8 protein-coding genes, 1 tRNA gene and 3 pseudogenes are annotated in these 13,752 nt (G+C 60.4%); 4 read left to right on the top strand and 8 right to left on the bottom strand.

The genetic code is table 11. The annotated features are described in order from the left end of the window. Positions 1 to 114, top strand: a pseudogene (locus LPW29_RS15800) (IS5/IS1182 family transposase); the annotation flags it as partial. A 177-nt stretch (positions 115 to 291) separates the two neighbouring features. Here LPW29_RS15800 and LPW29_RS13695 read toward each other — a convergent pair. Further along, positions 292 to 2,625 (bottom strand): annotated as a pseudogene (locus LPW29_RS13695) (N-6 DNA methylase); the annotation flags it as partial. Between the two features lie 368 nt (positions 2,626 to 2,993). Further along, a tRNA-Ser gene (locus LPW29_RS13690) sits at positions 2,994 to 3,056 on the bottom strand. Between the two features lie 351 nt (positions 3,057 to 3,407). Between LPW29_RS13690 and LPW29_RS13685 the strand changes: the two genes are divergently transcribed. After that, the gene (locus LPW29_RS13685) at positions 3,408 to 4,418 is read left to right on the top strand and encodes an Rpn family recombination-promoting nuclease/putative transposase (RefSeq protein ID WP_238628462.1); all 1,011 of its coding nucleotides are present in this window, start codon (positions 3,408 to 3,410) and stop codon (positions 4,416 to 4,418) included. A 162-nt stretch (positions 4,419 to 4,580) separates the two neighbouring features. Here the strand turns inward: LPW29_RS13685 and LPW29_RS13680 are convergent, their stop codons facing one another. The 5 genes and pseudogenes from LPW29_RS13680 to LPW29_RS13665 form a co-directional block, all read right to left on the bottom strand. Continuing rightward, a complete protein-coding gene (locus tag LPW29_RS13680; protein ID WP_238628461.1) occupies positions 4,581 to 5,120 on the bottom strand; it encodes a GNAT family N-acetyltransferase in 540 nt (179 codons plus the stop codon). Positions 5,121 to 5,382: 262 nt separating this feature from the next. After that, the gene (locus tag LPW29_RS13675; protein WP_304488728.1) at positions 5,383 to 5,889 is read right to left on the bottom strand and encodes a GGDEF domain-containing protein; all 507 of its coding nucleotides are present in this window, start codon (positions 5,887 to 5,889) and stop codon (positions 5,383 to 5,385) included. Between the two features lie 57 nt (positions 5,890 to 5,946). Continuing rightward, a pseudogene (locus LPW29_RS15670) lies at positions 5,947 to 6,108 on the bottom strand (PAS domain-containing protein); the annotation flags it as partial. Positions 6,109 to 6,120: 12 nt separating this feature from the next. After that, complete coding sequence (locus LPW29_RS13670; RefSeq protein WP_238628465.1) at positions 6,121 to 7,215, bottom strand: GAF domain-containing protein; 1,095 nt, start codon at positions 7,213 to 7,215, stop codon at positions 6,121 to 6,123. Then, the gene (locus LPW29_RS13665) at positions 7,208 to 8,401 is read right to left on the bottom strand and encodes a PAS domain-containing protein (protein WP_238628464.1); all 1,194 of its coding nucleotides are present in this window, start codon (positions 8,399 to 8,401) and stop codon (positions 7,208 to 7,210) included. The genes LPW29_RS13670 and LPW29_RS13665 overlap by 8 nt, the downstream gene beginning before the upstream one ends. Positions 8,402 to 8,667: 266 nt before the next feature. Here LPW29_RS13665 and LPW29_RS13660 point away from each other — a divergent pair, with 266 nt between their 5' ends. Continuing rightward, positions 8,668 to 10,749, top strand: a complete 2,082-nt coding sequence (locus tag LPW29_RS13660) for a PAS domain S-box protein (RefSeq protein WP_238628459.1) — start codon at positions 8,668 to 8,670, stop codon at positions 10,747 to 10,749. Further along, positions 10,667 to 12,055: a putative bifunctional diguanylate cyclase/phosphodiesterase gene (locus LPW29_RS13655; RefSeq protein WP_238628458.1), complete on the top strand. Its 1,389-nt coding sequence runs from the start codon at positions 10,667 to 10,669 to the stop codon at positions 12,053 to 12,055. The genes LPW29_RS13660 and LPW29_RS13655 overlap by 83 nt, the downstream gene beginning before the upstream one ends. Before the next feature lie 12 nt (positions 12,056 to 12,067). On the opposite strand, the gene LPW29_RS13650 is transcribed toward LPW29_RS13655, so the two are convergent. Beyond that, entirely contained in the window at positions 12,068 to 13,432 is a 1,365-nt protein-coding gene (locus LPW29_RS13650) for a GAF domain-containing sensor histidine kinase (protein WP_238628457.1), read from the bottom strand. Positions 13,433 to 13,752 lie beyond the last annotated feature (320 nt).

Here is a 13,752-nt window from a genome sequence, read left to right as displayed (position 1 = left end):
CGCAGTCAACTGGTGAGAACCATCGGTCTGGACCGGGCTCGGGTCAAGATCGCTTTGAACAACATGGTGTACAACCTCAGGCGCTGGACCTATCTGCAGGGGATCACCGCATGAGCCCGATGCTGGGCCATGGGCGCCTCTGGGATGGGGCGATAATGGTCCAGAAAGATCCATCAATGGCGCTCTTGAGGTCCGAATTTTCTTGTTACCAAGAGTGATCATGGAGCATGAATTTCTGTTTCCATATCGGAGCGGTAGGGTTTTTCAGAAAATACGATTTATAGAGGTTCCCTTGTCCCACCAGGTCTCGAACGCCGCGATCACCTGCTGGCGCTGCTGGCGGATGTAACGCTCCAGGATGCCTTTGAGGTCGTTGTGCAGGATGGTGCCCACCAGTTCGGCGGCGGTGGGCTCGTCGAGGGCGTCCACGGCGGCGTTCAGGTGCTGCTCGAAGCTGGCCACCTTGGCCTTGTGCTGCTTCCTGACCTGGGCGCGCTCGCTCTTCCAGTCCTTGATCTGGTCCGGTGTCGGGGCGTCGTCGTCCTCGCCGTTGTCGGATTCCGCCTCGTCGCCGTCGTCGCCCTCCGGCTTGGCCTCGGCGGCCTTGATGCGGGCATCCAGTTCCGCCTTGCGGGCAGCCAGCTCTTCCAGTTCCGCCACATAGTCCTCCATCAGGAAGTGGACCAAACGGTGGTCGAGGGGATTGGCCTTGCTCTGGTCATCGTCCAGCAGGCTGACGATGGCGGTGCGCCAGGCGTCCACCACGCCCAGGCAACCACGGGCCTGCAGGGTGCGGAACTCGTTCTTATTGTCGAACCAGAAGCCGGCAATGATGCCCCGCACCGCAAAACGGTCGAGCATGGCGGTGGGTTCCAGGGCCGCCGAGAAGCTGCCCAGCAGCTCGTCCCGCAGTTGGGTGAGGCGGCTGCCGTTGCCGGACAGGCCGGTGATGCTCCCGCCGTGCTCGGCCCACCAAGTGTTGAAGGCAGCCATCACGCGGGATTCCTTGGCGGTGAGGCCTGCATCCGTCTCGATGGCGGGCTTGAGGTCGCGTTTCTCGGTCAGGTGCTCGGTGAAGTCCACGTAGCCGGGGTCACTGGCCCTGGGGGTGAACAGCCCCAGGGGGTCGAGGCCCTGGGCATCAAACAGCGGGCGCTTGGCGTCGATCTCGGCCACCGGCACACCACCCTTCAGGTGGGCGCGTACATCCTGGGGCTCCGGCGGCGGGGTGTTGTCGGCGTAGCGGCGGATGTTGAGGTTGTAGTCGTTGTCCCGCAACTCCGAAAGCGACACCACCCGGGCGAAGCTGGGCACATCCTCGAAGGCATCATAGGTGCTGGCGATCTTCTCGATGTGCTCCGGCAGCAGATGGTTCTGGGCGCGGCCCTCGTGGTATTCCCGGTCGGCGTTGATGAACAGTACGCGACCCTGGCGCTCGTCGGGCTTGGCCCCCTTGGCCCGCAGCACCAGGATGCTGGCGGGGATGCCGGTGCCGTAGAACAGGTTGGGAGCCAGGCCGATCACGGCCTCCACCAGATCGTCCTCCAGCAGGCCGGCGCGGATGCGCTTCTCGTCGCCGCCCCGGAACAGCACGCCGTGGGGCATGACGGTGGCCAGGCGACCGTCGGACTTGAGGCAGGCCACCATGTGCTGCAGGAACATCAGGTCGGCCTTCTTGGCACCCTCCGGCACGCTGCCGTAGTGGAAGCGCTCAGGGAAGTGCTGGCTGGGGGTGTAGCCGATGGAGAACGGCGGATTGGTGAGGATGCGATCGAAGCGCTTGAGCTCGCCGCCCTCCACGTGCTGCGGTTCGGTGAGGGTGTCGTCGTTGCGCAGGTCGGCGCTGCTCACCCCGTGCAGCAGCATGTTCATCTTGGCGATGGCCCAGACCGAGCCGGAGGCTTCCTGGCCGAACAGGTTGAGAAGGCGTGGATTGCCGCCCTGCTCCTCCAGATACTCCTTGGCGAGGATCAGCATGCCGCCGGCGCCCATGCAGGGGTCGTACACGCTGTGGCCCTCCTGCGGGTTCATCAGCCGCACCATCATGCGCACCACCGGGCGCGGGGTGTAGAACTCGCCGCCCTTCTTGCCGGCGGAATCGGCAAAGTCGCGAATCAGGTATTCGTAGGCGGCGCCGAGCAGGTCGGGGAATTCGAAGTCCTCGTTGCGCAGGCGGTACTCGGTGAAGTGGACGATCAGATCCCGCAGCTTCTTGTCCGGCAACGTGGTGGAGCCCACCTTGCGAGTGAAGTCGATGTGCTCCAGCACCCCCGCCAGACTGGGGTTGTGCTCTTCCAGGCCGGCCAGCGCCTTGTTGAGGGCGCTGCCCACGCCCTGATGGGCCTCGTTCAGCAGGTGCGACCAGCGGGACTGGGGCGGCACATAAAAGGTGGCCTTGTACCAGTCGGGCATCTCGATCTGCAGAGACATATCGGCCTCGCCCACCCCCGCCTGCCTGAGTTGATCACGCACCTCCTCCCGGCGCTGTTCGAATACATCCGAGCAGCGCTTCAGGAAGAGCATGCCAAAGATGTACTCCTTGAACTCGGAGGCATCCATGCGCCCGCGCAGGATGTCGGCGGCCCTGAACAGGTGCCGCTCAAGCTGGTTGAGGGTGAGGATCATGGACTGCGGTTCCGTTTACGATGAGCCGACCGTACTGGGCGGTCTTGGCGACCGGCCAGCCTAGCGCATCAAACCGGGCAATAGAAGGCCACGCGCGGCGGGTGCAGGGTAGTGGCCACGAATGTCCCCAGCTAATGGAAAGATTCGCCGCACGTGCCCAGGCGCAGCTAACGCTCACTTCAAGTAGCGGTTGCGCGGTCCAGGATTCGACCAAGGGCACACCCCGGGCACATTTTGGGCACACGGACAAAACAGGGCAATTCGAGGTAGGGAGGCCATGACTCTGTGAGTGCTGGCAGGCGTGGTTAGCACTCCCCGGCCATTTCTGCGCCGAAGGAGAGGCTGTAAGCCTTTGATTTGATGGGAGATGGCGCGCCCGGCAGGATTCGAACCTGCGACCCCTGCCTTCGGAGTGCAGAAAATATGGGCGCACATAGATGGGCACATATCGGCGTTAATCGACTCTAAATCGGCTAATAACCTACAAGCAATTGATTTTAAGGAAACTTAAGGTCTTCTAAAATGTGCCAATCAACGTCGATTTAGACCTGCCACACCAGAAACCTGCCGGCATACGGCACAATCCTGGGCACGCTATGTAGCCCCCAAAAACGAGTTCTGCCCTCTGCGCCCACCCCAGCTTCCGGCCCTTCACTGCACCACCAAAATCCATCAGAACAGTCTGTGAATATTGTGAAATTACCGGCCCTGGGTACGTTTCCATTCGAGGATCTCGACGCACCTTTGGGGCATCCTCATCATGGCCCCATTCATTACACCGGATGACCAGACCGCCTACCTCCATGACCCATCACGACAACAGCTACAAGCTGCTCTTTTCTCACCCACGCATGGTTCGCGACCTGCTGACCGGTTTCGTCAGGGAAGCCTGGGTGGAACAGCTCGATTTCACCAGCCTGGAGAAGGTCAGCGGCTCCTACGTGACCGACGAACTGCGCGATCGTGAGGATGACATCATCTGGCGCGTCCGCTGGGGAAAGGACTGGCTGTATGTCTACCTGCTACTGGAATTTCAAAGCAGCGTGGACCGTTTCATGGCGGTGCGCATCATGAGCTATGTGGGACTGCTCTACCAGGATCTGATCCGCCAGAACAAACTCACGCCCAGCGGCAAGCTGCCGCCTGTCCTGCCGGTGGTGCTCTACAATGGAGAGGAACGCTGGCGTGCGGCACCTGACATCGCCAATCTAGTCGAACAGGTACCGGGAGGACTGGAGCGCTACCGCCCTGCCCTTGGCTACCTCCTGCTGGATGAGGGGGCCATCGTCAACGACCCGGCCTGGTCGGAGCCGGCACGCAACGTGGTCGCCGCCCTCTTCCGGCTGGAGAACAACCGTGACGAGCAGGAGATGCTCAATGTCCTGGGCAAGCTGGTCGACTGGCTCAAGGCACCCGAGCAGACGGGCCTGCGCCGGGCCTTCGTGGTCTGGATACGGCGCGTGTTGCTCCCCCATCGGGCACCCGGCATGGAGTTGCCCGAGCTGAACGATTTACAGGAACTGCATGAGGTACACACCATGTTGACTGAACGCATCAAGAAGTGGCCGGAACGCTGGCGCCAGGAGGGACTTGAGCAAGGGCTGGAACAAGGGCTTGAACAAGGCACTCGTCGTATGCTGGCCCGCCTGATCGCCAAGAAGTACGGCGCGATCCCCACATGGGCGCAGACCCGGCTCGACCAGGCCGGCTCCGAGCAACTGGAAACCTGGGCTGATGCCATCCTGGAGGCAGAGACACTGGAAGCCTTGCTGAGCGAGACGCCCAGGCACTGAGTGCCATCGTACCCTTGTACGGGATCGCGGCGGAACCGAATGCACCCTGGATAATCACCACCGGTGCGCCGGTTAAAGCGGACCGTCGGACCCTATCCACTTCTGGGCAATGACCGCTGCTTCTTTCCAATGGATGTAACTGAGCAAGGGCCATGCTCTCCCCTACCAGAAGACAGGATCATTGAGCGCCGGGATACAGTGCGGCGCCCCCTTGAGAGGCGCCATCTCCCCACCCGCCAGGGATTGTCCCAGCCAGCCTTCGGGCTGCTTCAATGTGAAGGGCGCCGGGGCCAGCGACTCGCTGATGGGCTTGAAACCGACACGCGAATAGTAGTTCGGATCACCATAGGTCAGGACCACGTCAACCCCTGCGTTCCTCAGCGCTTCCAGACCACGGGCCAGGAGTTTCTGGCCGATGCCTTGCCCCTGCCTCTCGCTGGCAACGGCCACCGGAGCAAGGATGAACACGCACCGGTCATCCTGATCGTAGGTCAGTCGTGAAAAGATCGCCCCGCCGACAATGGCCCGATCCATTTTGGCGAGGAAGACATGGAGATCCGGCTCGGTGGTGTCGGTCATCTGATGGCGAACCAGATTGCCGATCAATGCGCCCTCCTCCGCACCCTCGGCGTGGGCGAAGGCCGCATGGAACAGATCAATGATGTTCTGTTCCCGCCCTTTGAACTTTTTGGAAAACTCCATGAGTGGCTCTCCTTCTGAGTGCAAAAGGTTAGTGTCGGCTGTCGGCCCTGAGCGGTCACCCGGTCTTCCGGGACCAACGCCCGCAAGGAACCAGGCTGCGGACATTCAAATTCCGTCAAGACTGTGACGGCGGTGCTCGGGAGCTGGATCCAGTGAGAGCCCGCGCCAAATCCGCTTCACTCTACTTACAAGGCCTCCAGTCGGTAACAAGGCAAGCGTCGCGATACCTTTCGGCGACGGCTGACGTTTGCCTACCGCCCTGCTAAACCCCGGCGGAGAGCACCTCCACCCGATTACGCCCTCCATCCTTGGCTCGGTAAAGGGCCAAATCGGCGCGATGCAGCGCGGCATCCGGTGAGGCGTCCGTCCGGGTCAGCAAGGTCAACCCAATGCTGACCGTCACCGGGATCTGCTGGTGATTGAACTGCACAGGAGCCTCGGCCACAATGGTTCGCAGCCTCTGCGCCAGATGCAGGGCCGCATCAATATCGGTGTCCGGCAGTAGTACCGAAAACTCCTCGCCACCCACACGCCCGGGGACATCCATCTTGCGCAGGCAATCGCGCATCAGCTGAGCAAAGCGCCTGATAACAGCATCACCGGCCGAATGGCCGTAGGTATCATTCACCGTCTTGAAGTAATCCAGATCCAAAAGCATCACCACCGCCTGCTGTCCCCCATCCCGCTTCAGGCGAGCTAGCTCCTCGGTCACGCGCCCCAGGAAATGCCGACGATTGGCCAAACCCGTGAGGTAATCGGTCGTGGCCATCTCCCGCAGCTCCTGCTCCATGCGTTTGCGCTCGCTGATATCGGTGTTGGTACCCACCATACGCAGCGGCTTGCCGCGCGGATCGCGGCGCACCACCAGCCCCCGGGACAATATCCATTTCCATATGCCCCGGTCCGTGCGGACCCGATGCTCACAAGCGAAGTGCGGCAAATGTCCATCCAGATGCGCGCACAAATGCTCGTGCAGATGCTCCAGGTCATCCGGATGAACTCAGGCAATCCACTGCTCATGACGTTGGAGGATGTCCTCATCGCTCATCTCCAGGATGTCCATAACGCGACTCGAATAGTCCACCTCGTTGGTGTCCAGATCCCAATCCCAGACACCATCGCCAGCCCCCTCCAGGGCAAACTGCCAACGTTCGGCGCTTTCGCGCAGGGCCTCGGCATCCCGGGTGCGCTCAATGGCAATGGCCGCCAGATTGGCCTTGTCCTGGATCAGCTGGATATCGGCCTGGCTCGGGCTGTGGATATGTTCATGATAGATGGCAAAGGTGCCCAGTACCCGTCCCCCGGACGACAGGATCGGCGCTGACCAGCAGGCGGCCAGTCCCGCCTCCTGTGCCACAGCCTGCGCCCCGGCCCAGCGTGGATCTGCCTGGATATCCTCACTGATGACCACCTTACCGGTGGCCGCGGCGTGACCGCAGCTACCAACTTCCTCACTCACTGGTGTGCCCTCGATTGCCCGGCAATAGAACGTAGGGAGGTTAGGGGCTGCGCCCATCACCAGCGTCTGCTGACGCTCGTCCAACAGCATGATGCTGCAGCGCATCTCCGGACATTCCAGTTCAACTCCCCTGGCCAATGTCTCCAGGATGATCGGCAACTGCGCACCCTGGGCCAGAAGTGCAAGCACGTGACTTCGGGAGGCTTCGCGCTGCTCCGCCTGTTTGCGTGGCGTGATGTCGGTGAGCACCCCCTCCAGGGACAAGGCCCGGCCCTGCGGGCCGTATTCAACACGGGTGTAGTCATCGATCCAGATGGCTTCACCCGTTCCCGTCACTACCCGGTATTCCTGACGGTAACGCGGCTGCCTGTGATCCAGATGCTCGGCCACCTCTGTCGTGACCCGCTGCCGGTCATCAGGGTGGATGAGATTCATGAACAAACATTCCTCGGAAATCAGTTCCCTGGCCGTCAATCCCCAGCGGACCACATTGCTGGAGATATACTCCAGCGGCCATCCCGGCGCAGCGGAGCATCGACGCAACACGACCGGGCTGGATTCCACCACCTTGTTGGCCCGCTCCAGGGCTTCCGTGGCGGTGATCCTGTCCAGGGCCACGGATAGATCCTCAACCATCTCCGCCAGGGTCGATACCATGTCCGGGGTAAAGAAACCGGCCTGGTCGGCAAACAGGTTCGCCGTGCCGCCCAAGGCCCCCCCGCTGACCAATGGAAAAACGTGCCAGGGCATGACGTCCGGCTTCAAGTGCTGCCCTGGAGCCCGGCAATTGGGCCTCCTGGGGCAGATCATTCACCACCAGCGGATCGGCCTCTCCTTGCCATTCATCAGCGCTGAAAGAGGGATCCACATCGCCCACATCGTCACCAAATCGGGTAAAGACCCGCAGATTGCGCATGTCATCCTGATCCCAGATGCCAATCCAGCAGGCGCTGAACCCTCCGTCCTCGACGCTGATGCGACAGACATCCTGAAGCAGGGGCTTGAGACCGCGACTGCGAACAATGGCCTGATTGATGTGAACCCTCATCGTCTGCAGACGGTGCTGCTGTCGTGCCTCGTGGATTGTCTCCCGCACCTGGGTGCGGTCCTGCAGGGTGACAAGGCAGCATTGCAACGCCCCCACCCCATCACGCACCCCACGTACCTCCACATTGCCATGGATGACATGACCATCCCGATGCAAAAAACGCGTTGCCCCCGTATAGGTCTCGCAGCCTCCCGCCCGTATCTGCGCGAACCGCTCCTGGTCCTGAAACCGCTCTTGCGGGTCAATCACATCATCCCAGGTACGCCCGCTCAGCTTTTCCCGGAAATATCCCAGAATCTCGCACAGCCGGTCGTTGACCCGAAGCCAACGCCGCTTATGGGGCGAGATGATCGCCATACCCAGGACATGCAGATCGTAGAAATGCCGCAGCAGCCCATCGGTACCGGAGCCCCCGGGTCGCCTGCCCAGGCGTTCGGTGATTCTGAAAAGGAACCGGTCTCCCCCGCCCTGCTCATGGGCCACTTGCAGGTCCACAAGAAAGGGGCGTCCATCCGTATCCACACAGGCCACCTCCTGAGCCAGGGCGGCCCCCTGAGCCTGGACCTGCGCCAGGAGGCTTTCAAGAAACCCTGGATCGTCGGGAGCGATGAGATCCGTCAGTGACACCCCCTGGTCACCGCGATCTTCCAGCTGCAACAACCCAGCCGCCACCTCGTTGGAATGCACTATGGTGCCGCAATGGTCTGTCTTGACCACAGCCAAGGGGACGCCAGGGTCCGCGAGGCTGTCCAGACCCTCTGCCTGGGTCAGCATCTGCACCAACGGCTTTCCGTTACCTCTTTGCATGGGCACCTACCCGATCCTCGCAGGGATCATTCCCGGGTTGCTCCCTGGAAAGTAGCATTCCCTTAGCAAGGCGGGGGTGTACCCGTCCGGATTTTGGACAACCCGAGCGTTTGCAGGGTACCAGTGGTTTGGAGAATGTCACTTTGCCCATACCAAGAGCCAAGAATGGGTCTTAATCCCTTCTTCACCAGGAAATGGTACTCTGGAGCCATAATTTTAATCGAGGCGCCTGTATGGACAGGAAGCGCTTACGTGAGCGGGCTCAGGCCATCCTGCGCGACAATGCATGGAAGGATATCGACCTGGATATCCAGCGGGGTGAAGTCGACCTGGAGCACCTGCTGGAAGATTTGCATATCTACCACGCGGAACTCGTGCTGCAAAACGAGTCCTTGGAGGAAGGGGAAAAAGTCACCCAGCGGGCCCTGACTCGCTTCAATCGGCTTTATCAGGGCCTCCCCCACCCGACCTTCGTCATCAACCAGGATGGCTACGTGCGCGATGCCAATGGTGCGACGCACACGTTGCTGGCCATGGATCAGCAACTCTTCCGGCATCTGGCGATACCCGGCCATCACAACGCACTGGAAGAGGCCCTGGACGAGGCCGCCCGCGAAGGGTCAGCTGAACGCCGCGAGATCCCACTGAGCGGTGCCGGCGGGCGGCGGCTGATCGCCGACCTCAAGCTCATCCGCATCCCTGGTACCTACGATGAAGACACTGAGTTCGTCTGCAGTGTGGTGGACCAGACCGCAGCCGTGGAGCAGCGGCAGGCCCTGGAGGACCTGAACCAGCGGTTGCGTGAAGAGCAGGAGCGCTATCGGATCCTGGCGCAGTTCTCACCCGACTGGGATTACTGGCTGGGTGAGGACGACCGCTACCGCTATGTGTCACCCGCCTGCGAACAGATCACCGGTTACCCCGCGCAGGCCTTTCTGGACGATCCGCATCTCATGTCACGCATCATCCACCCGGATGATCGGGCGGTATATGAAGGACATATGCACGCGGGCAGTGAAGACAGGCACGCGCTACTGCATTTTCGCATCATCACGCCGTCCGACGATATCCGCTGGATCGAGCACGACTGCCGCGCCGTCCGGGATGCGTCGGGCCGCTACCGGGGGCACCGCGGCACCAATCGGGACATCACCGCGCGCCACGAGGCGGAGGAGGCGCTGCAGCACAATGAAGCGGCCCTGACTCAACTACTGGATAACGTGCCCGAGATTGCCATCCAGGGGTACCGGCCAGATGGGACGGTAACCTACTGGAATCCCGCCAGTGAGCACCTCTATGGCTATTCCACCGATGAGGCGCTGGGCGCCAACCTGGCTGATCTCGTCATTCCCCCGGAGGATCACGATACCTTTTTCCAGCGCATGCAGGACGTGCGTGAAGGGGAGCACATGCCCACCTCGGAGATGCTCATCCTGCGGCATCGGGAGGGACACGATCTCAAGTTACTCACCTGCCATGTCGTGGTACAGCATGACGAGGATAACCTGAGCCTGTATGCCATGGATGTAGACCTTACGGCGCGACTGCGGGATCAGGAACGGCTATGGGAGGCAATCCATGGCGGCAACGTGGGCTTGTTCGAGTGGAAACCAGATGGAGAGGTCTTCTTCTCGCCTGAATTCAAGGCGCAACTGGGCTATCGGGATCATGAACTGGACAACGACCCGGAGGCTTGGCGGTCTTTGATCCATCCCCATGATCGGGATAAGGCCGTTGGCTTGTTCGAGCAGTACACGCAAAAGCCACAAGGGCGATTTCGCCTTGAGGTGCGCATGCATCATCAGGCGGGCCAGTGGCGGTGGATCCTGCATCAAGCATCACCCGTCCAAGGGCCGAACGGCCATCCGCGCAAGATCCTGGGCTCCACTCTGGACGTCACCGAGCGCAAGCTGGCCGAAGAGCAATGCAAGCGGCTGGCGTACGCCGTGGAGCAAAGTCCGGGAGTTGTGGTGCTCACTGACACTGATGGCGTGATCGAGTACGTGAACCAGCGTTTTTGCGACATCACCGGGTTCTCCCGCGAGGAGGTGCTCGGGCAGCAGCCCGGCATGCTGCGCTACGGCGAAAAAAACGTTGAGCAATACGAAGAACTCTGGGCAACGATCCGCAGCGGCAAAACCTGGGAGGGCGAGTTCAACAATCGCACCCGCGCGGGAGAGCCCTATTGGGAGCAGGCACGAATCTCACCGATCCGCAATGCCCGTGGGGGAGGTGACGCATTACATCAAGCTGGGGGAGGACATCTCGGACAAGCGCGCCCTGACCGAGCGTCTGGAGTATCTGGCCTTCCATGACCCGCTGACCGGCTTGCCCAATCGCAGCGTCATGCTGGACAGGATTGGTCAGGCCATTGCCCAGGCGCGACGGGATCGGCATACCGTGGCGTTGGTGTTCATCGACCTTGATGACTTCAAGGTGGTCAACGATTCACTGGGTCATGCCCAGGGCGATCAACTGCTGATCCACATCGCGCAACGCCTGCGCACCCTGTTGCGCGAGGAAGACACCGTGGCCCGCTTCGGCGGCGATGAGTTCATCTTGCTGCTGTCCCATCTCGCGCATGTGGAGAACGTGATTCCCGTGATCGAAAAACTCCAGGCGGTTCTGAGTCAGCCCATATCACTGTCCGGCCAGCAGGTGTCCGTGAGCGTAAGCATCGGGATTGCCGTCTACCCCGGCGATAGTGATTGTCCTGAAGAACTGGTGCGTCATGCCGACGCGGCCATGTATCGCGCCAAGGCCGAGGGGCGACGCTGCTACCACTTTTACACACCGGAGATGGACGCGGCGCTGCAGGAACGCATGGAACTGGACCAGGCCATGCGCCAGGCACTGGAGCGAGACGAATTCCATCTGGTGTATCAACCCCGGGTGGAACTGGTCACCGGGCGCACTCTCAGCCTGGAAGCCCTGGTGCGCTGGCATCACCCCCAATGGGGCATGATCTCACCGGGTCGCTTCATTCCCCTGGCGGAGGAGACCGGGTTCATCCTCTCACTGGGACCAGCAATCCTGCGACAGGCGTGCGAGCAGATTCGTGACTGGAAGGCCCGGGGCGTCCCGACGGTGCCCGTGGCGGTCAACCTGTCGGCGCGTGAGTTCCGGGAGCCCGGTGTTGTCGAACGCATCCTCACCGTGTTGGCCGAAACCGGCCTGAACGCCAACGATCTTGAAATCGAGATCACCGAAAGCGCAGCCATGAGTTCCATTGAGCAGACCATACGCACGCTCACCGAACTCAATGCTCATGGCGTGCGCATATCCATTGACGACTTTGGCACCGCCTACTCATCCTTGAACTACCTCAAGCGCCTACCCGTGTACGCCATCAAGATCGATCGGTCCTTCGTCTCCGACATGGAGGAAGACCCCGCCAACCACCCCGAAGATGCCGCCATCATCCGGGCCATCATCGGACTGGGCGAGACCCTGGGCATGAGGGTCATCGCCGAGGGCATCGAGAACACCGTGCAACGGGACTTCCTGCTGGATCATGGCTGCGTGAAGGGACAGGGCTACCTGTTCAGCCGTCCCTTGCCGGCCGAGGAGGTGGAGAAACTTTTGCTACAGTCGAAAGCGCTGGATCCCGACGATTCCTGAGCGTAGCTGCACTCACTCCCCCTCCAGACCCTCATCCGATAGCACCGGGGCCTGCCGAGGTATCTGAAACCAGAACGTCGAGCCGCGGGCTTCGCAACTGGACAGGCCGATCTCGCCACCCATATGTGCCACCAACAGCTGGGCCATGGCCAGACCCATCCCCATGCCGGGATAGGCCCGCGTGTCCGTGCAATCCACCTGAGTGAATCTTTCAAATAAACAGGGGTGCTGCTCAAGCGGAATGCCGATACCGGTATCCTCAACCAGGAAGCGTAGCCAGCGATCATCAGCCTTCAACATCACCGTGACGCGTCCTGTAGGGGTAAACTTGATCGCATTATCCACCAGGATCATCAGCGTCTGTTTGACCGCCTCCGGGTCACCCCACAGACGCGGCGGCACGTCAGGATCCACCTCGCCCATTAATGTCAGGCCCTTCTCCTGGGCTTCGCTGATCATGCTCAGCCTCACTTGGTTGAGCAGGTCTGCGGGATCATAGAGGAGACTTTGGAGTTCCCTCTCTCCCCTTTCCAGTTCCGCAAACTCAAGCAGGGTTCTGATGTGATCCAGGAGTTTGTAGCCACATTCAAATATGACGTTGAGATCAGCATATTGCTCATGGCTCAGTGGGGTGTGCATCAACACCTGAACCATACCGATAATGCCGTTAAGAGGCGTGAGGAGCTCGTGAGTGGTGTTCGCTAGAAACTGAGTCTTGGCGCGGTTGGCGCTCTCTGCCTGATGTGCCAGCTCATAGGCTCGTTCCTTTTCTGACCGCAGGCAGGCCTCCGCTGCGCGTTGCTGCTCAATCAATTCCATCTTTTGCAGTGCCAGAGCCACCTGATGTGTGGCTGATTCACAAAACTCCAGCTCCGCGGGCGACCAGCAACGTGGGTAGCGCGTCTGATTGAAGACGAGCAAATAGAATCCATCTTCTCTGAAGGCAAAGGGATACCAGAGCAGGCTCTGGATCTGCATCTTGCCATGCAAAAGCTGGGCAGAGCCATCACCCATGAAAGATGCGTGAATCCCATCACTGTGACTTTCGAGATGACCGCGCGACTCCCAGATATGTCGGATACCCCCCTCAAAACTCTCCAGGGGATAGGTATCCCGTGTTGGCGTGACAGAACCTTCACCATCTGAAAGCCATTCGCACAAACCAACCACCAGCTTGGCATCCATGCGTATGTCATATATCAGCGCCCGGTCGCAACCCAGATTTCTTCCCATAATCATGGCCAGTCGCTGCAACAGGTAATCCCTGTCACTGGTTTCCAGGACCTCCCCAGCAATCTGATTAGACCCTCTTGCCAAGGACAACAGATACTCCAACTCCTCGATACGCGCTTTTGGTTCCACTGCCTTTTGTTCCATGAACTTCCATCCTTAAGTTCAGCAGCTGATGCACACGCCGCCAATCACGCAGTGAACATTTGAGGCATTTGATTTATGCACCGGAGTGGTGCGTATGCGCCAAATAAGGTCATCGCCGAAGCCCACTCCCCTGCGGTAGTTTCGTGGGCTTGGATGGGATACCGAGTATGCACTCGTAGACTGGAACTGTAATCCCCGTCTATTGGGGGAATTGATGCGAATGGGGGAAACTTTTGTAGGGATTTTCCTACACACCCGCCAGGCTCAAAAAGAGCACATATACATATGATTTGGCAGTATAGCCCTTCCATATGACTGAT

Source organism: Ectothiorhodospira sp. 9100, assembly GCF_022227565.1.
Taxonomy (GTDB): domain Bacteria; phylum Pseudomonadota; class Gammaproteobacteria; order Ectothiorhodospirales; family Ectothiorhodospiraceae; genus Ectothiorhodospira; species Ectothiorhodospira marina.
This window is presented reverse-complemented; position numbering and strand designations above follow the sequence as displayed.